The 17,780-nt window shown below is 51.7% G+C and carries 17 protein-coding genes and 1 tRNA gene; 9 read left to right on the top strand and 9 right to left on the bottom strand.

The window, feature by feature from the left end:
* The first annotated feature begins 286 nt into the window (after positions 1-286).
* The gene (locus tag EG028_RS04640) at positions 287-1,684 is read left to right on the top strand and encodes a hypothetical protein (RefSeq protein WP_120515375.1); all 1,398 of its coding nucleotides are present in this window, start codon (positions 287-289) and stop codon (positions 1,682-1,684) included.
* Between the two features lie 60 nt (positions 1,685-1,744).
* On the opposite strand, the gene EG028_RS04645 is transcribed toward EG028_RS04640, so the two are convergent.
* From EG028_RS04645 to EG028_RS04665, 5 genes are all read right to left on the bottom strand, one after another.
* Entirely contained in the window at positions 1,745-2,461 is a 717-nt protein-coding gene (locus EG028_RS04645) for a hypothetical protein (RefSeq protein ID WP_120515374.1), read from the bottom strand.
* 68 nt (positions 2,462-2,529) lie between these two features.
* Entirely contained in the window at positions 2,530-3,555 is a 1,026-nt protein-coding gene (locus EG028_RS04650) for a hypothetical protein (RefSeq protein WP_120515373.1), read from the bottom strand.
* Position 3,556: 1 nt separating this feature from the next.
* Positions 3,557-4,294 (bottom strand): hypothetical protein, encoded by a 738-nt coding sequence (locus tag EG028_RS04655; protein ID WP_120515372.1) that lies wholly within the window; start codon positions 4,292-4,294, stop codon positions 3,557-3,559.
* Between the two features lie 14 nt (positions 4,295-4,308).
* The gene (locus EG028_RS04660; RefSeq protein WP_120515371.1) at positions 4,309-5,079 is read right to left on the bottom strand and encodes an HmuY family protein; all 771 of its coding nucleotides are present in this window, start codon (positions 5,077-5,079) and stop codon (positions 4,309-4,311) included.
* 12 nt (positions 5,080-5,091) lie between these two features.
* Complete coding sequence (locus EG028_RS04665) at positions 5,092-5,910, bottom strand: HmuY family protein (protein ID WP_120515370.1); 819 nt, start codon at positions 5,908-5,910, stop codon at positions 5,092-5,094.
* A 174-nt stretch (positions 5,911-6,084) separates the two neighbouring features.
* Here EG028_RS04665 and EG028_RS04670 point away from each other — a divergent pair, with 174 nt between their 5' ends.
* Together EG028_RS04670 and EG028_RS04675 are read left to right on the top strand one after the other, a co-directional pair.
* Positions 6,085-6,414, top strand: coding sequence for an antibiotic biosynthesis monooxygenase family protein (locus EG028_RS04670; RefSeq protein WP_120515369.1), 330 nt, complete (start codon positions 6,085-6,087; stop codon positions 6,412-6,414).
* Complete coding sequence (locus tag EG028_RS04675; protein ID WP_120515368.1) at positions 6,414-6,536, top strand: alanyl-tRNA synthetase; 123 nt, start codon at positions 6,414-6,416, stop codon at positions 6,534-6,536. Before EG028_RS04670 ends, EG028_RS04675 begins: the two co-directional genes overlap by 1 nt.
* Before the next feature lie 57 nt (positions 6,537-6,593).
* On the opposite strand, the gene EG028_RS04680 is transcribed toward EG028_RS04675, so the two are convergent.
* Positions 6,594-7,451, bottom strand: coding sequence for a helix-turn-helix transcriptional regulator (locus EG028_RS04680; protein ID WP_120515367.1), 858 nt, complete (start codon positions 7,449-7,451; stop codon positions 6,594-6,596).
* 305 nt (positions 7,452-7,756) lie between these two features.
* Here EG028_RS04680 and EG028_RS04685 point away from each other — a divergent pair, with 305 nt between their 5' ends.
* Both EG028_RS04685 and EG028_RS04690 read left to right on the top strand, forming a co-directional pair.
* Positions 7,757-9,895, top strand: a complete 2,139-nt coding sequence (locus EG028_RS04685; RefSeq protein WP_120515365.1) for a TonB-dependent receptor plug domain-containing protein — start codon at positions 7,757-7,759, stop codon at positions 9,893-9,895.
* Between the two features lie 70 nt (positions 9,896-9,965).
* Positions 9,966-10,040 (top strand) — tRNA-Val (locus EG028_RS04690).
* A 384-nt stretch (positions 10,041-10,424) separates the two neighbouring features.
* Here the strand turns inward: EG028_RS04690 and EG028_RS04695 are convergent.
* Positions 10,425-12,590 (bottom strand): cation:proton antiporter, encoded by a 2,166-nt coding sequence (locus EG028_RS04695; protein WP_120515364.1) that lies wholly within the window; start codon positions 12,588-12,590, stop codon positions 10,425-10,427.
* A 122-nt stretch (positions 12,591-12,712) separates the two neighbouring features.
* Here EG028_RS04695 and EG028_RS04700 point away from each other — a divergent pair, with 122 nt between their 5' ends.
* Both EG028_RS04700 and aat read left to right on the top strand, forming a co-directional pair.
* The gene (locus tag EG028_RS04700; protein ID WP_120515363.1) at positions 12,713-13,018 is read left to right on the top strand and encodes an ATP-dependent Clp protease adaptor ClpS; all 306 of its coding nucleotides are present in this window, start codon (positions 12,713-12,715) and stop codon (positions 13,016-13,018) included.
* Positions 13,019-13,666 carry a leucyl/phenylalanyl-tRNA--protein transferase gene (gene aat / locus EG028_RS04705; protein WP_120515362.1) on the top strand — a complete coding sequence of 216 codons (648 nt, stop codon included), beginning with the start codon at positions 13,019-13,021 and terminating at the stop codon, positions 13,664-13,666. It abuts the gene before it with no gap.
* A gap of 17 nt (positions 13,667-13,683) precedes the next feature.
* On the opposite strand, the gene EG028_RS04710 is transcribed toward aat, so the two are convergent.
* Together EG028_RS04710 and EG028_RS04715 are read right to left on the bottom strand one after the other, a co-directional pair.
* Entirely contained in the window at positions 13,684-14,073 is a 390-nt protein-coding gene (locus tag EG028_RS04710) for a VOC family protein (RefSeq protein WP_120515361.1), read from the bottom strand.
* A 7-nt stretch (positions 14,074-14,080) separates the two neighbouring features.
* The gene (locus EG028_RS04715) at positions 14,081-14,995 is read right to left on the bottom strand and encodes a hypothetical protein (RefSeq protein ID WP_120515360.1); all 915 of its coding nucleotides are present in this window, start codon (positions 14,993-14,995) and stop codon (positions 14,081-14,083) included.
* Between the two features lie 108 nt (positions 14,996-15,103).
* Here EG028_RS04715 and EG028_RS04720 point away from each other — a divergent pair, with 108 nt between their 5' ends.
* Both EG028_RS04720 and EG028_RS04725 read left to right on the top strand, forming a co-directional pair.
* Positions 15,104-15,763 (top strand): metal-dependent transcriptional regulator, encoded by a 660-nt coding sequence (locus EG028_RS04720; protein ID WP_120515359.1) that lies wholly within the window; start codon positions 15,104-15,106, stop codon positions 15,761-15,763.
* Between the two features lie 8 nt (positions 15,764-15,771).
* Positions 15,772-17,652, top strand: coding sequence for an Nramp family divalent metal transporter (locus tag EG028_RS04725; RefSeq protein WP_120515358.1), 1,881 nt, complete (start codon positions 15,772-15,774; stop codon positions 17,650-17,652).
* The last annotated feature ends 128 nt before the right edge of the window (positions 17,653-17,780 follow it).

Raw genomic sequence — 17,780 nt, forward strand, 5'->3', positions numbered from 1 at the left:
TTAACCTTGCGGCTTCTAAACACGGCCTACTGGTAGCATATTAACCGGCTCAACTCCGGATCAAGTCCGCCTCATCTCCACCTCAACTCCGCCTTCCCTACACCTCTCCTATAGCTACCATGGCTGCTCCCAGCTACTTCACCGCTATTACGAAGCCTTTCCCGGGCTAAAAGACAAAATATCATCACTCTAATCATTCTGTTAGAATAAGTCAGCTCATTACACCCATCTACATGTTATCACTTTTTATAATAATACCGTATCTTTCGTCCGAAATCATATCCCTATGGCCACCTACTTTACCGAATCCCAAACCCGGGTTTTAAAATCCGCCTGGATCTGCCTTATCCCCCTGGTAATCCAAACCCTCATCGGGCGATATGCAGGGATCACCAACGTACTGGTTTACAACGGCATTTACACGCTCACGCTCCTGTTCCTCCTGTCCTGGGAATTCCTGTACGCCCGCGACTGGAAAAAGGCAGGCATCCTTGCGGGAACGTCCGCCGGTATATTCCTCCTCACACTGGGTGCATATTACCTGTTCGACATTCCCGCGACCGGCGAATACAGGCCGTACATTCACATTCACATGTTTTCCCTGATCAATATGCTGGCCACCCTCTTCGTACGCTGTTACCTTGCGGGCAATACAAGATTTATCATCACCGGCACGATTGTGACCCTGGTAACCTATTACGGTTTCTCAGGAGGTTTGTTCGGACTGTATGGCGGCATTTCTAACCTCGGCGTTATTTCCTATTCCCCACATGGATATACAATCCTCTCAATTCTGTATAATGTTATTTATGTTTTCGCCTATTTCATCGCACTGTATCTCAGCGAAAATTATTTCAACCGCGATCACTTCAAAGCAATCTTTCACTCCAAAGTTCAACTCCTGGGCGCGAAAGAATATTTCCTGCTGTATGTGATCACCGGTATACTGATACTAAATGCGTCCACTTCCGCACCGCAACATCTCGGGATCGCCTTGTCCTACTTTTGGCATATGCCCGAATATTCCTATTATCCCCGGCTGACCGCCGCCGCCCTTTTTCCCCATCTCATGGAATGGATAGTGCAAACGCTGCTGGTGCTTCTCTGCGGTTATTTTATGCGCAACGTGATCGTGGCCCGCATGATGACTACCGGCTCACGCAATGGTTTATTATATTTCCTGCATTTTATACCCCTGCTGAACATCATTCCGCTCACCGCTTACACTTCGCGGCAGAATGAACATAAAAGCCCCGTGGACAATGCGATGTTCTACATCCAGCGCGAGCCCTCCCAACTGCGCTCATGGATCGTCGTACTGGGAATACTCACGGCGCTGTATTTTTCTTTTATGACCTACCGGCAATTTTCATATTATAAGGGCACAGGCAGCAACACAGAGGAAATGATCATGGCGTTGATCGTGCTGCTCGGCGTGGGCAGGCTGCTGGCATTCCTGCTGATGTTCAATTACCGCAAAGCCATATTCGCCATTTTATGCATCAATATTTTCCTGTTGTTTTGCTCTGTAGGCAGCGATGGCGGTTTTGAATTGCTTGGCCTCAGGCTGGCGCTCACTTATATGTCCATGTTTTTCCTGCTGGAGATCTTCCATCCTACCCTGTTCGATGCTGATGCGGTGGCGCTGGAAGAAAGCCTGGGCAACAATTCCGAATCGCTCTAACCGGAAAAGGCAGTACCCGCATGCGGGTACTGCCAGATGCAACAACTCCCTATAGCGGGATTATAATTGCTGGTACTTAAAATTATAATATGGGAAAGCTCCGCCTGTCACACCATTCTGATAAATGGAAGTGATCTCGAATTTGAACAGGTTCGCGCCGCTTTTCCAAAGCAGCGTTCTGCCCGCAACCGGAATCACGGTGTGGCCTGCGCTCCAGAGGTAAGTATACCAGCCCGCGCCATTCGCGTAGGCTATTACGGCGGGAGGTACGCCCGTACCAACCACGCTGTTCATTCCGATTACATTAGAGCCTGCGGGGCTGGCACCCGGATTGTTGGCAGTAGCCCAATCTGCCGCCACCACTGATGCAAAGCTTTTATCGATAAAGCGGATGGAATCATTGGAAGTGATATCTCCCGTAGCAATGCCGGTAAATTTTATCTGGAAATTAGCAGGTGTTCCGGCTTCGTTCACCGTAAAACGCCAGTAAAAATTACCATCCGGCGGCTGGCCCGGGCCGGAGGTGTAAGCCTGCCTGAAATTGGCCACAGTGTATAATGCGCCACTGCGGTTGATAGTGCCGGAAGTTACGTTGGGACCGGTAATGCCCACTGTGCTGCCATCGGGGATAATAACCGATACTCCTGGCAGATCTGCGGATACTTTTTCATCTGTGCCGGGTGTAACAATGTCATTGTTCTTGGAACAGGAAACAAGGATCAGGGCTCCCGCCATGATCCAGGTTAAACGGGAAAGGGTTTTACTAATGGTAGTCATAATCAAAAAGGGTTGTTAAGAATAAATAAATACAGATACTCGATCAGGGGGCTGTTGCGATAAAATCTTTATGGAGTAACGGTGAACGATGTGCTCCCGTCTATATTGACATAATTTTTCTGCACCTTGTCCCAGCGCCAGAATCCCATGTAATCGGAAGTGCGCAAGGCGATGAAGATACCGTTTGTATCCCATCCGCCCAGCTCGTAAACGCCTGCGGGGAAAGTGGCGGGAATGCGGTAAGTGACAGTGGTGGCCGTAAAACTTTCCACCGGCAGCGAAGCCACTTCTTTCTCGGACCAGTCGGCATTATAACCAAATACCCGCGCTTCCTGCATATCAATAAAACCGCTGCCCTGGAAGGTGATAGTGCCGCCCTGCTTCACCGTTACCGGCGTGGACACTTCATCCGCCACCGGCCTGGCTCCATACAATACGCCGAATATTTTATTCGCCGATGTATAGGTATGTATACCACTGGTGATACGCAGTTTGTATGCACCAACCTTCACTGCGGCCACATCTGGCACGGAAATGCGCATACTGGATTCACCGTTACCTGAGATGAAAAATTCTAATGGCAATTCGGTTGTCGTATTCTGATCGTCTATGATAAAAAACTTCGTTTTAGCGGCATCTCTTTCAAAATAACGCATTACGGTGCCGTTGTCCACCACGAGGGAGCCGCCTTTCACCGCGGAGTAAGATTGCTCCGCCACCTGGATCGGCGGCTGGTTCATTATCACTTTGAGGTAAAATTTTTTCTCGGCGCCGCTCTGCGCTTTCACCGTGAAAGCGGTACCGGTCCTGAAGTTTACGGCGGTGCCTGAAGTGGGTGTTACCGAAGCGTTTTCCGTCACGATGATCTGCGGGTTGATCTTTTCCGGCTGCGGAATATGCGAAGGCCAGTAGACCACAATGCTGTCTCCCACGATGGATGCAAGGATCGTTTCCGTGCCGGCCGCCACGCTGAAGGATTCCACGCGGTTATAGGGAGAAGGCCCGTATTCCGTTTCTTTATTGCAGGATGCTGCGGCCCATAAAAGGAACAGGCATGCAACCGCCTGGATGAGTTTTTTATATAGCTGGTTCATGTTAAAGTTTGTTGATCTTGACAGGGAATTTAGTGGTGGCATTTTTTCCGTAGCTATACACCTTAATTTTATACAGTCCTGTTTTTAGCTCCTGCAGCACAGGCTCCTGCGGATCTGTAAACTTAGTGATCGACCCGATGATCAGGTGAATGTTGCCCACATTGGTGGTGGATAAACCGATGGGGGAAAGTTCCCTGCCTGTTTCATCCACCAGCACCATCTTCATCAGCTCGTTCTCCTCCATAAATCCTGATCCGGTAAGCTTGATATGGATCGCATCATAGGCCAGCCGTGTGTCTATCGTAAATTCCGCGATATCCGTTGCGGTACTCAGCTCATCCAGCACCAAATCGGGTTGCTGCACTACGATACGCAGTGTGTAAGTGCGCTTCGATCCGTCTTTCGCGGTAACGGTATATTTGATATCGCGCCCGTTGCGGAACACGTCCAGCAGGTCTTCTATCAGCGTGCCCGACACAGGTGTAACCGTGGCGCCTTCCGGCACGGTGATCTCGGGTTCCAGCACCACCAGCTGGCGGTAGAAAGGAATGTAAATGGTAATGGAACTGTCGCGGTCATTCACCGCCCCGCTGATGGGATCTCCCTGCACATTCACGATACTGTAAGTGATAATGCGGTTCTGCGCTTCAGGCGCCGGATCTATCGTCTCGGTTTTGGTACAGGCGGCAAAAGCGAGGATAAAAAGCGCCGCTGCAAATTGTCGTAGATATAATTGCATGATACTGGTATGTGTTATTGAATGTCCAGGTTTTTGCTGCCGTCCATCTGGATGGCATAACGGAAGGTGATAAAGCCGGGCTTGTTGTCCCGCGTGGGGTTGGCCGGGTTATCCTTGTAGATGTTCTCCATCATCAGCTTGGCGTAATGCCCTTTGTGTGTTTTGATGACCATCACGCGCGGCATGGTGTATACCACATGGCTCTTCTTCGGATCGCCGGGGAACAGCAGCCCGTAAAAGTCATAATGCCCCCAACCGTCGAACCCGCTCTGGAAATGGTCCAAGCCAATATCACGTGTAATGAAGGGGAACTTATCTTCCTCCACGGTCTTCACGGATTCAAATGCAGTGGCAAAAAGGTTCCGGTCGATGGGCAGTTGCAGGGGTTTGTATTGCAGGGTATCATAATACTGCGCATCAAATTTCCGGTTCACCACCACGCTGATCACCGCTCTGCCAGGGCCGCCGTAACCGGGTGAGCCAAGCGCCGCGCCATTGTTCGGGTACACGCTGCTGTTATAAATGCCGTAGAATACAATGTCCCAGTTGCCCGTCTGGCGCTGCGATTCGGGGATCACTTTATTTTCTTCGAGGCTGTAGTACAAAGACACGGCATTGCCGCCGGAAGTAGCGGTGGTATCCGCCGCAAGGTTCACCACGCGGTAAACGCCGGTTTTAACAGTGTTGCCATCGCCGCCCGGCTCTTCCGGTTTGGCAGGCGCATCGTCTTTGGAGCAGGCGGCCGCCGCGGTAAGCAACAGGCACCATAATAGTTTTCGGTACATGAGATCTGTTTGTTAGTTGGTTTTGAGATTACGGCTGCCGTCTTCCTGTACAAAAAACTTAAATGACAGGTAAGGCGCGGGCCAGAAAAGATCCGTCACTACGGGGGGATTACCTTTGTAGATATTGAGCAGCGCCAGCTTGGCGAATTTCCCGGTGGCTGTTTTAAGGATAAACGTGCGGTTTTTTACCGGTACGCAGATGTGGTTGTTGAGCGAATAAAAGTACCAGCCATAGCCGTTCCCGTTATCCCATCCCACGCCCGGCACGCCGTTCGTGGTAAAGGATTCGTCAGCAGGGGCTTCGTTCACCTGGTCATAAGGTTTCTCCATGATGATCATCCTGCCTGTGCCGGGGCCGCCAAAACCGGGCGTTCCAGCAATGGTCCCGTTGTTGATCACCACATAGGAATTGTATTCACGGGTAAAAGCGATATCCCAGTCGGTGTTTTTCAGGTATTGCAGGGAGTCGTCTTTTGTTTTGATGAAACGGGTACGGCCGGTGGAGAATTGATATAAAAGGGAATGGAAAGGGCGTTTCTCCCGTCCGTCCACACCATCGCCCATGGAAGCGCCGGTATCGCCTTCCAGGTCTTTTACCGTTGTGCTGAACGTGTCGGTAGTGGGAGCAGCGTCTTTGTCTTTGCTGCAGGCGGTGAAGAAGATAAGCAGTACCCATAATATGCCAGGAAACTTTATGGAACCTCGCTGTTCGTTCCCAAAGGCTTTGTATTCTTTTACGCCCGGTTTTATCCGTTCGATTTGTCTTTTCAATGGTTGGATGGAACCTCGCTGTTCCTCATGGGCTGTAAATTCTATTACGCTCGGTTTCATATCGGCTTGGTTTGATGCTGCAAAGTTGCAGACAGCCGATGACCACTTCCGGAAAAAGAGCAACCCCTGCGGGAATTAAACGATAATTCCGTTTTGGGTAAGTGAATTTCCGGAATAGGCTCCTGACCAAGGCATGACAATTGTACTTTTGTTTTACAATAAAATTACAATACTATGAACAAGCACTTTGTGGCCATTAACTACATTCAATGCAACGCGGATTTCAGAGAGCGGTTTGAACAGCTGTTCGCCACGCGTGCGCATGCCATTGATACGATGCCCGGATTTGTCAATATGCACGTTCTCCGCCCTGAAAAAGACGGGGAAGCATACCTGATCGTAAGTTATTGGGAAACAGAACAGGCTTTTAAGGACTGGATGAAATCGGAAGCATTCACCGCGGGCCACCGGCGCGGCTTCGAAGAGCTGGCCAAAGCCAAAGCGGAAGGACGCCCCGCTCCCATGAGCAGCGACTTCAAAATTTACCAGGTAATCAGCGAATAATGAAAGAAACGCTCAAACCCAGGATTATCAAGTGGCTCAAGAGGCTTGGCTTCTGGGGATTTATCTTTTTCCTCGTCAAGGGGCTCGTATGGCTGGCCGTTATTTACTGGCTGGCCAAATAGATAACCTATGCCCAAAACGGTAAAGCGGACGCGCTTTACTGTTTTTATTGATCTCCCCTACTGCTTCATCTTCCCCGGCGAAAACCCGAAATGTTTTTTGAATGCCCGCGTGAAATGCGCGGTATGTTTATACCCCGTCAGGTAAGCCACTTCGCTCACCTGTTTACCCTGGGCCAGCAGTTCCCTCGCATGCGCCATCTTGATCCCCTGAAGGTACCCGTAAACAGTAGTGCCGAACACCTGCTTGAAATGATTCTTCAGGTATGCGTCATTTGTGCCCACCTGGTGCGCCAGGTCAATGAGCGTACAGGGGCTGTTGATATTCTGAACAATGATGTCCCGGGCGAGGTGCATCCTGTCTACGTCTTCTTTTTTTAAACTGCGGTGCTGCGCCGCGCCTTTTTTGATCCCGGCGATCTTTTCGTACTGCGACAGCTGTATAGCCAGCAGCTCAATCGTTTTTGCCTTGAGGAACAGTTGTTTATAACGCCCTTCCAGCGGGCAGTTCAGCATATCGTACAGGATGGTGCTGATGGTGGTTTGCAGCGGAAAGTTCACTTCGCTCATCGCCATCGGCGCATTCCCCGCAATACTTTGTGTGAAGATGGAAAACAGCGGGTGCTCCGGCGGCATGAAGTTCATCACCAGCTCCGGGCTGATGCCCAGCTCAAAGATCTCCAGCTGCTCCCCTCCCTGCCAGTGCAGGTGTATTTCCTCTTTCGGGAAAAACAGGTAATTATATTGGTGTTTTTCAAAAGAAGCAAGGGTTTGCAGGCTCTGGGCGGAATATCGTTTGCTTCCGCTCATGGTATAACTCATCTGGATAAACGGCTCCATGTTACGGAACACGATCTCCCCTTCCTGGCTGGAACGGAGATTATAATACCCGAAGTTGATGCCATCAGGACTCAGCATTTCAAAAACGGAACCCGAATGACCGTTTTCAGACAGCAAGCGCCGCCTTTCCCGGAAATCTCCCGACCCTTTGATATCAAAGTTGCAGGACCTGACGGTATGTTGAGTATCTGTTTGCAATTACTGGTATGGAATAAAGGGCAATATTAACGGTTACAACCTGCATTACCGGGCGCCGGGGGTAAAAATTCCGGATATGGTAAATTAAATTCCTTTCATGATCAACGCCATGGGAGCCGTTGTTCCTTCCCGGGTAAATATTTTTCCGCTGCTGGCCGGCGTATTGGCGCAATTTTGCGGCAATCATGAGAACTTCCATTTGCTGCTGCCTCTTCCTTTTACCTGTACTGACCGTCAAGGCCCAATCTCCCCGGCCGGACACCGGCACCCGGCAACGTACGCTCACTACCGTAGATGTGGTGCATTCCGTATTAAAAAAGGAAGATGACCTGATCGACATCAAACGGTCCCCCGCCCCCACGCTGGTCATCTCCCGCAAAAGCATCCAGCTGATGGGCAGCAGGCGGCTGGACGAAGTGCTGCGCGAACAGACAGGCATGGTAATGGTAAGCGACCTCGGCTCCGGCAACCGCAGCCTCGGCCTGCAAATGCAGGGCTTCAGCTCGGAATATATCCTCATCCTGCTGGACGGGCAGCCAATGACAGGCAGGCTCTCCGGCAACTTCGACCTGTCCCGCATCGGCGTGTCGGACATTGAGCGGATCGAGATCATCAAAGGCGCCACCAGCAGTCTGTACGGCAGCGACGCATTGGGCGGCGTCGTGAATATCATCACCCGTCAACAGGTATCCCGGGCGCAGGGCCATGCCGCTGTGCGCTACGGCACTTACAATACCCTGGACGCTTCGCTGAACGGCGAAACGCCTTTCCGCAAACAGAACGGCTTCGCACACCTTTCCGCCAATTATTACCGCACGGACGGGTTTAATGTAAATACCGAATATCTCCGGGACGGGAAGACTTCTCCGCCATACCACAGCATTACCTTACAGGGCCGCGCGCGCCGGAACTTTTCCGCCAATACCAGCCTGCAGGCCAGCGCGAGATATGCCTCCAGGAAAAGTGACATGCTCCGCTCCTACGGGGTGCAGCCATTCAACGACCTGCTGGATGAGCGCGACCTCAATACCGCCCTCACGTTGAACCACAGCAATAACAATGGTTGGCGTTTGCTGGGCAGGTATTATTTCACCAATTATCAAACGGACCAGGAAGTTATCCTCAAAGAAAATGGCCGCCAGCTCCAGGAAAACAAATTCTCCCAGCAAAATCACCGGCTTGAATTGCAGGCCGGGAAAAATTACAACCTGTTGTCGCTGATCGGCGGCGCGGGCGGGGAATTCCAGCAGTACCGGCAAAACGGCGATGGCCTGAGCAACGATATGATGAACTATTTCGCTTACGCACAGGCACAATACCAGCCTGCCACCGCCCTTCAGCTAACGGCGGGCCTGCGTTACGACGGCAATACGGACTACGGCGGCAAACTGAACTTCAGTGCGGGCGCCGGTTACCGCCCCGCGAAATGGCTGAAGCTGAATGCTTCCTTCGGCAATGGTTTTAAAGCGCCCACCTATGCGCAGATGTACCAGGTGTTCACCAATATCACGCAGGGTTATACCGTCATCGGCGCGAACATCTTCCACGAAAAAGCAAAGGAGCTCAAAGACGCGGGCACTGTAAAACAGGTATGGAGCAACGCGCAAAACATCCGCGACCTGGCGCCCGAAACGTCTACGTCTTTTAATCTCGGGTTCACCCTGAACATTACGGAAGAAGCTGAATTAACTGTCAATGGTTTTTATCACAACATCCGCAACCTGATTAATACGGAACAGTTTGGCATCATGAACAACGGGCAGCAATTGTTCTCTTACATCAATATCAATAAAGTATTCAACCGCGGGCTTGAAACAAGCATCCGGTACAGCCCGCTGAAAGGCCTGCTGTTCACCGCGGGTTACCAGTTGCTGGATGTACGCAGCAGCGATGTGCTCGATTCCATCCGCAACCATGCCGGCGCTTACGCAAACGTACGTACGCCGGAAGGCATCCGTCCGGCCGGTGCCAATGATTATTTCGGCCTGCCCAACCGTAGCCGCCATTCCGGCAACGCACAGATCTATTACGAATATCAGCCCTGGGGCCTTGGCGCATCCTTCCGCGCAAGCTACCGCAGCAAATACGGTTTCCTGGATGTAGATAATAACGGTTATATCGATCAGTATGATGTGTTCGTGGAAGGTTACACACTGCTCTATGCGTCCATTCAAAAATCGCTCTTCGACAAGCGGCTTACACTCCGGTTTTCCGTGGACAATCTCGCCAACTTCACCAATTACCTCATGCCCTCACAACCCGGGCGTGTACTGATGGCGGGCGTTGAATGGCATTTGAGGAAACGGACAACAACACCCCGTTGAAAAAATTTTCGCCCGGTTGATTGGTTTTGAAATATTTGTCTATATATTTGCACCCTCTTACAGCGACAAAGGGAGCTTAGCTCAGCTGGTTCAGAGCATCTGCCTTACAAGCAGAGGGTCGACGGTTCGAATCCGCCAGCTCCCACAAAAAAGAGGTACCACACCGGTACCTCTTTTTTTATTTTATTTGGTCCCAGCCGTTAGTTAAAACTATGCACTTTAGCGAAAGAGCTTTAGTCATGCGGGAAAATCTGACACAGAATTGGCCTTGTTAGGAGCGTCGTTGTGAAAAGGTCGTCATTGCGAGGAGCAGCGGGGGATTTGTGCTGGAGCCGCGACGAAGCAATCTCCATGCCTTGGCGTACATCCATCCGATGCAGGAGATGGCTTCGTCGCCCCACCCACTTTAGCGCTGCTGCTCCTCGCAATGACGGGCTTTGCACCAGCTTTAGGCACTCATGTTGAGGATCAGCACGGCATTTACAGCACGGCTCGTGTGTATAAGCAACTGCTTTTATGACCTTGTTGATTATTCTTCCGCTTCTTCTTTCCCCTGCCCTTTGAATATCTTTTTCACCGCTTTCGTGATCTTGTTGATATTCCGCAGTTGTTCCTGGATAGGCATCAATGTGATGTCGCCTTCCTGGATGCCGGGTTCGCTGTTCTCAGCGGTGCGCTGCTCCGGATATACGAGAATGACGTTGTTGTCTTTAAAATGCCGTTGCAGCCGCTGCGGTACGCCGTCAAGGTAAGGCTGGTAAGAGAGCGTGCCTTTACGGGCGGACACTGCCACCACCAGGTCATCCCGCGAAATATCGCGGGCCAGTACCAGGAAGTCTTCAGGGTTTTCCAGCAGCTTGAATGTCAGCTCCACGCTGGATTTTGTTTCGGCGACGAATTTCTGCACGCCCAGCTGCGTCTGTTTGCCGCTGTACAATACCATTCTTGCGCCGGCCTGTTTGGCCAGCAGGATCACCTTTTGCATATAATGCGCAAAACCCATTTCGTATTCCGCGTTGCGCGGCATGATGAGCACCAGTTTTTTGGTGGTGCTGAGCGGATGCTGGAAATGGCAGACGTAGATCGTTTCCCATACGCTCTGCAACACGTTGTCCGTTGTACTGCCGAAGAACGAACCGATGAGGCGGTCTGTAGCGCTGGTTTTGTCGCTCCAGCCAAGGATCACATCGGAGATGAGCAATTCTTTTACGGCGCGGGAAATGCCGTCTGTTACGTTCAGGTCCACGCGGGTCACTACCTGCACATTACTTTCCGATGCGGCGGCGTGTATCACTACTTTTTCCATCATCCTGTTTGCGGCGTAGATCTTTTCGCGGGCTTCCTCATCGTCCTGCACCACCACCATGGGGTATACCGGAGCGCGGTTGCCGGGGTCTTTTACCATCAGCGCAAAGTCTATCAGCGGCTCCATCTTCTCGGGATGCGCTACAGGGATGAGGAAATGTTCGGGCCCTCCGGACATTTCCGGTTTTTTGTCTGCTTCCTGGATGGCCAGTTTACGGCCCGCGCTTTCCGTCACGAACGAACCTACCATACAGGTGATCAGTATCAGTACCACCGTGCCGTTCAGTACGTGTTCATCGATGATGCCCATTTTAAAACCTATCAGTATCACCGCAATGGTTGCCGCGGCATGAGAGCTGCTGAGGCCGAATATCACGTTCCGCTGCGTAGCGGTGTAACCGAATGAAAGCTGTGTAAAAAAGGCCGCCAGCCATTTGCTCGCCAGCGCCATCGCGGTAAGGGAGCCTGCAATGATGAGCGCCTCCGGGCCTTTCAGCAACACTTTCAGATCCACGATCATACCCACGGAAATGAGGAAAAACGGGATAAAGATGGCATTCCCCACAAACTCCACCCTGCTCATGAGCGGTGAGGTATGCGGGATGAGCTGGTTCAATGCCAGCCCCGCCAGGAAAGCGCCGATAATGCCTTCCACCCCGGCCAGTTCGGCCAGGAAAGCCGCCAGGAATACCAGCGCCAGCACAAATATGAAATGTGTCGTTTTATCGTCTTTGATCTTTTTGAAAAACCACCGGCCTATCAGCGGGAAGAGCCACAGTACGATCACTGCGAATATGGCGAGGGAAATGCCCAGCTTCAGCCAGAACGCGGTGTTGAGATTACCCGCTTCCGCGCCGGTGATCACCGCGAGAATGAGCAGCACCGCTGTATCCGTGATAATGGTGCCGCCAACGGCCACCGTCACCGCTTCCATCTTCGTAATGCCCAGCCTGCTGGCCAGCGGGTAAGCCACCAGCGTGTGCGTGGCGAACATGCTGGAGATCAGCAGCGACGCCATCAGGTTAAAATGCAGCACATACATACAAAGTATGTACCCGAGAATAAGCGGGATAAAAAATGTAAAGGCGCCAAACACCAGGCTGCGGTGGCGGTTCTTGCGGAATTCCGTCATATCCAGCTCAAGGCCGGCCAGGAACATAATATACAAGAGCCCCGCATTCCCGAAAAGGTTGATGCTGCCCTTTTCTATGATCTTGAAACCATGATCGCCAATGGCCATACCCGCCAATATCAGGCCGATAATACTCGGGATACGGAACTTACGCAGCACGATCGGCGCCAGGAGAATAATAAATAATACCAGCGAAAAAATAGGAACCGGGTCCTTCAGGGGTAAACTGAAGTGTGTAAATAAATCCAAACCTTTCATCTACTTATATTTATCTTTTGTCACATGAACCGCCTGGTTCAATGCCGTTAATTTACAACCATTCCAGCAAAACCGGGGGCATCCGTAAAAAAATGTAACTTTGCGGAAATATCAGGGTAATCATGAGTCATACGGGAACAGGCGTGTCCGTTCAGGAAAAGGAAGAAATGCTGGTGGAAACAGCAGAACAATTCCCTTTTTCGATAATAGTCTGGAATGATGATTTTAATACGTTCGAATGGGTGATCCAGTCGCTTATTGAAGTATGCGACCATACGCCGGAGCAGGCGGAACAATGCGCCCTCATCATTCATCACAACGGTAAATACGCCGTAAAAAAAGGCCCGTTTGAAGACCTGAAACCTATGTGCGAAGCGCTGCTGGACAGAGGTATCAGCGCCACCCTCGAAGAAACTGTCGCATCATAAATGCCCCTCTTTTACCTTTCTGACGACGAACTGATGTTTCCGCCGCTATCCCTGGCGGAGCCTGACGGCCTGCTGGCCGCGGGTGGCGACCTCAGTATGGAAAGGCTGCTGCTGGCCTATCGCTCCGGTATTTTTCCCTGGTACAACCGCAAACCTATTCTCTGGTGGGCGCCCGACCCGCGTTTTGTATTGTTCCCTTCTGAACTGAAAGTATCCCACAGCATGAAACAACTGCTGAAACAAAGCCGCTTCCGCATCACATACAACCAGGCATTCGCTGACGTAATCGCCAACTGCCGCAACATCGAACGCGAAGGGCAGGACGGCACCTGGATCACCCGCGACATGATAGACGCTTACACCCGGCTGCACAAGGCAGGGTATGCACTTTCAGTGGAATGCTGGGAAAATGACCAGCTGGTGGGAGGATTATATGGCGTGAAGATCGGGCGGTGTTTTTTTGGGGAAAGTATGTTCTCAAAAACCAGCAACGCTTCCAAAGCAGCGTTTATCACATTTGTAAAAGAACATGGGGGTGAATTGGAGATCATCGACTGCCAGGTGCATACGCATCACCTTGCCTCGCTCGGCGCAAGGTTCATCAGCCGTGTGAGTTTTGTGGATCTTGTGCAGCGGCATACTGTTTAACAGCCACTCAGCATTAATTATAAAGTTTCTTCCGCGGGCGGCTCCCACAGCTCAATCTTATTGCCTTCGGGATCCAGTATCCAGCCGAACTTGCCGTAATCAAACTCCTGCATCTCCCCTACTACCTGCACACCTTCCGCTTTCAGGGTTTCCACCAGTTCCACCAGGTTTTCCACCCGGTAGTTGATCATAAAAGGTTTTTCGCTGGGCGCAAAATATTCGGTCCCTGTTTTCATAGTGCTCCACTGCGTCAGGCCGGTCTTCTCCGGGTTGTCCTCATGACGCCATTTAAAAGATGCGCCCCACTGATTTACAGGCAGGCCCAGGTGTTTACCATACCATTCATTCATCTTGCCGGGGTCTTCGCATTGGAAAAACACCCCGCCGATGCCGGTAACTCTTTTCATCTGTTAATTATTTTTTCTTTCTTACAAATGTGCCTTCGAACATACACTTGATGCCGCGGTAAGCCCCGCATCCCGTTTCCCGGATGGTCACCCGGCTGCTGCTGAATTTGAAGTCCACGATGCAGGCCGATTGTTTGTCCCTGAACTGGCCGGTGGTAGCGGAAGTAAACCGCCCGATGCCGTCCAGCTCGCCGGTGCATTCGCCTTTATCTCTTGAGAAATGTATAAAGAAGAGGAATTCTTTGGTGTTTTCGCCATCGCGGATGGACACGATATTGTCCCCGGACATATAGTTACCGGAAACCTTGTGTTTGCGCGGCAATGTATCGATCGGGTTGTACAGCCCGCCTACCGGTTCGTTTGAATTGGTCAGGATAAGGGCCAGGCTACCGTCCGCGGAGGGAACATATACCTCTTCGCGGGTACTTTTGCTGCCCATTTCGGTGGTTACTTTGATATTGAGCTTTTTGTCTATGCTGAACCCCATCCGTTTGCCGGGAGTATTACGGGCAACGAGATGACGGCCGAGGAACTCACCGGTTTTGCTGTACAACACCATCCACGCGGCATCGCCGGATTTGGCGCTGCCTTCCACCACCACGATGTCAAACTTCTCATTGGCGGGCTGAATAACGGTGAGGGGGAAATACTTCGGTTTCTCAGTGGCTGCAAATACTCCTTTGGCCAGGGTATCGGGCAGGAACTGTTTTACCACTTTGGTTTTCAGGGCTGTGCTGTCCGGCAGCCTGCGGCTCAGGGAATCCGCCTCCCAACGGTAAGTAAGTTCCGTAACGGGGAAAAGCCTCCGGAAATCGGGGTAAGTCAATGCCTGCTCTTCTTCGGTCGTTCCCTGCTTGGGCTTTGATTTACAAGCCATCATAAAAATACCGGTCGCCAGTGCCAGGAATAGGATTCTGCTCATATCTTGCTGTAATTGAGCGAAAAGGTAATTATAATTTGATATATCTCACAGTTATTTCACATTCCGGAAAATATTATTTAGATTTGTCTAAATTATATTTTAGGGACTATGAATTTGACGGTAGCGGAAGAGAATTACATCAAGAGCATCTACAAACTCCAGGACGGGCAGGCCGTGGTAAGCACCAACGCCATCGCCTATGACCTGGATACCAAGCCGGCGTCCGTGACGGACATGGCTAAAAAACTGAAAGAAAAGAAACTCATCGACTACGAAAAATACCAGGGCATCAGCCTTACCCCCGAAGGCAAACGCATTGCCATACAGATCGTGCGCAGGCACCGCCTCTGGGAGTGTTTCCTCGTGGATAAACTTTCTTTCAGCTGGGACGAGGTGCACGAGATCGCCGAAGAACTGGAGCACGTACGCAGCGAGAAACTGATCAACCGCCTCAGCGAGTTCCTGGGCAACCCCACTACAGACCCCCACGGAGACCCCATCCCCGACGCACAGGGCAAATTCAGTAAAAACAAACAACTGGTATCGCTGGACAAAGCCACCGCAAGACGGCTGGAAGTAGCCGGCGTATCCGACCAAAGCTCTTCTTTGCTTGAATTCCTCAACGCAAAAGGCATTAAGCTCGGCACACAGATAGACGTGATAGAACGGTATGAATTTGATAACTCCGTAGAGATAAAAATACGCAACCAGTCCGCATTCACCATCAGCGAGCAGGTTTCGAAAAACATCATGGTGAAAATATTGTAAGCAGAGAAATGAAACTCCAGGACCACTCAGCCTCACTCAGCGAAGTAAACCAAAGCGTAGACACCACGGTTGTACATAAATCCGGCTGGAGAAAGATATTGGCTTTCTTCGGCCCCGCCTACCTCGTCAGCGTAGGATATATGGACCCGGGCAACTGGGCCACAGACCTCGCGGGCGGCAGCAAATACGGCTACACCCTGCTGTGGGTATTGCTGATGAGTAACCTCATGGCGCTCCTCCTGCAAAGCCTCAGCGCAAGGCTGGGCATCGTGCGCGGCCGCGATCTTGCGCAGGCCAACCGGGAAACGTATCCCGCACCGGTGAACTTTGTGCTGTACATCCTTGCTGAAATTGCCATCGCGGCCACGGACCTCGCGGAAGTGCTGGGCATGGCCATCGGTATACAACTGCTCACCGGCCTGCCGCTGATGTGGGGCGTGGGCCTTACCGTGCTGGATACATTCCTGCTGCTCCTGCTGCAACGGTATGGCATCCGCAAGATGGAAGCATTTATTATTACGCTGGTAGCGATCGTAGGTATTTCATTTTTTGTGGAGCTGGTGCTCGCCAGGCCGCCCATGGGCGAAGTAGTGACGGGTTTTATCCCTTCCCTCCCGGATGACACCGCCCTGTATATCGCGATCGGTATCATCGGCGCCACGGTGATGCCGCATAATCTTTACCTGCATTCCGCGCTGGTGCAGACGCGCAAGATCAAAAAAACAAATGAAGGCATCCGTCATGCTTTGAAGATCAACTTCCTGGATACAACTATTGCTTTGAACCTCGCGTTTTTTGTGAACGCGGCCATCCTTATTCTCGCCGCGACTGTTTTTTACAAAGCCGGCCACACCGAAATAGCAGACCTCCACGAAGCGCACCGTATGCTGGAACCTTTGCTGGGCACACGCCTTGCTCCCATCCTTTTTGCTGTGGCGCTGATCGCGGCGGGGCAGAGCTCTACCGTGACCGGTACGCTGGCCGGGCAGATCGTGATGGAAGGGTATCTCCGCCTGCGCATCAATCCATGGCTTCGCAGGCTGATCACACGGCTGGTGGCTATTATCCCGGCGCTCATCGTAATATGGGTGTCCGGCGAAGAAAAGATCGGGCAGCTGCTGGTGTTCAGCCAGGTACTGCTGAGCCTTCAGCTGGGCTTTGCCGTGATACCGCTGATACATTTTGTGAGTGACAAACATACCATGGGCGCCTTCGCCATCAAACCCATCGTGAAGGCCGGCGCATGGCTGATATCCACCGTGCTGGTGTATCTGAACATCAGGATGGTATGGTCGGAGGCGAGTGAATTTATCAGCGGGAACAATCCCTGGTGGATCGATGGGCTCATCATCCTGGTGGGCCTCGCGTTTATTTCGCTGCTGGTGATCACCATCATTTATCCCTGGCTGAGCCGCTACCGCATGGAGCGCTCCGCGCGTATGCACCCCACCAAGGTTACGCTGGGCAGCCTGGAAGCGCCTTCTTACAAACGTATCGCCATGGCGCTGGACTTTTCGCAGAACGATGAAAAGATCATTGCGAACGCACTGGCACAAGGCAGACCGGACACTGAATACATCCTCATACATATCGTGGAAAGCGCCTCGGCCCGTTATTTCGGTAAGGAAGCGGATGATTTTGAAACGCGTAAGGACCAGGAGCAGCTGGATACTTATCTCGCCCTGCTGGCGGGAAGGAATATCAACGCCAAAGGCGTGCTGGGCTACCGTCACCGCGCGAAAGAGATCGTACGGATCGTGAAAGCCCACGATGCGGACCTGCTGGTCCTTGGCGGCCATGGGCACAAGGGCATCAAAGACTGGATCTACGGGGAAACGGTGAACTATGTAAGGCACTATGTGCATATACCGGTGCTGGTGGTGCAGTAATTAAGCAGGATTATCCTGTGCGGCAGTTTTGACTGGATCTACGGGGAAACGGTGAACTATGTAAGGCACTATGTGCATATACCGGTGCTGGTGGTGCAGTAATTAAGCAGGATTATCCTGTGCGGCAG

Origin of the sequence: Chitinophaga barathri (assembly GCF_003807585.1) — a bacterium.
Taxonomy (GTDB): domain Bacteria; phylum Bacteroidota; class Bacteroidia; order Chitinophagales; family Chitinophagaceae; genus Chitinophaga; species Chitinophaga barathri.

Coding starts and splice junctions, on each gene's coding strand:
- EG028_RS04685 (WP_120515365.1), top strand. CDS start 7,757: ATGAGAACTTCCATTTGCTGCTGCCTCTTCCTTTTACCTGTACTGACC.
- EG028_RS04660 (WP_120515371.1), bottom strand. CDS start 5,079: ATGTACCGAAAACTATTATGGTGCCTGTTGCTTACCGCGGCGGCCGCC.
- EG028_RS04700 (WP_120515363.1), top strand. CDS start 12,713: ATGAGTCATACGGGAACAGGCGTGTCCGTTCAGGAAAAGGAAGAAATG.
- EG028_RS04715 (WP_120515360.1), bottom strand. CDS start 14,995: ATGAGCAGAATCCTATTCCTGGCACTGGCGACCGGTATTTTTATGATG.
- EG028_RS04640 (WP_120515375.1), top strand. CDS start 287: ATGGCCACCTACTTTACCGAATCCCAAACCCGGGTTTTAAAATCCGCC.
- EG028_RS04655 (WP_120515372.1), bottom strand. CDS start 4,294: ATGCAATTATATCTACGACAATTTGCAGCGGCGCTTTTTATCCTCGCT.
- EG028_RS04710 (WP_120515361.1), bottom strand. CDS start 14,073: ATGAAAAGAGTTACCGGCATCGGCGGGGTGTTTTTCCAATGCGAAGAC.
- EG028_RS04650 (WP_120515373.1), bottom strand. CDS start 3,555: ATGAACCAGCTATATAAAAAACTCATCCAGGCGGTTGCATGCCTGTTC.
- EG028_RS04665 (WP_120515370.1), bottom strand. CDS start 5,910: ATGAAACCGAGCGTAATAGAATTTACAGCCCATGAGGAACAGCGAGGT.
- EG028_RS04695 (WP_120515364.1), bottom strand. CDS start 12,590: ATGAAAGGTTTGGATTTATTTACACACTTCAGTTTACCCCTGAAGGAC.
- EG028_RS04720 (WP_120515359.1), top strand. CDS start 15,104: ATGAATTTGACGGTAGCGGAAGAGAATTACATCAAGAGCATCTACAAA.
- EG028_RS04675 (WP_120515368.1), top strand. CDS start 6,414: ATGAAAGAAACGCTCAAACCCAGGATTATCAAGTGGCTCAAGAGGCTT.
- EG028_RS04680 (WP_120515367.1), bottom strand. CDS start 7,451: ATGCTGAGTCCTGATGGCATCAACTTCGGGTATTATAATCTCCGTTCC.
- aat (WP_120515362.1), top strand. CDS start 13,019: ATGCCCCTCTTTTACCTTTCTGACGACGAACTGATGTTTCCGCCGCTA.
- EG028_RS04670 (WP_120515369.1), top strand. CDS start 6,085: ATGAACAAGCACTTTGTGGCCATTAACTACATTCAATGCAACGCGGAT.
- EG028_RS04725 (WP_120515358.1), top strand. CDS start 15,772: ATGAAACTCCAGGACCACTCAGCCTCACTCAGCGAAGTAAACCAAAGC.
- EG028_RS04645 (WP_120515374.1), bottom strand. CDS start 2,461: ATGACTACCATTAGTAAAACCCTTTCCCGTTTAACCTGGATCATGGCG.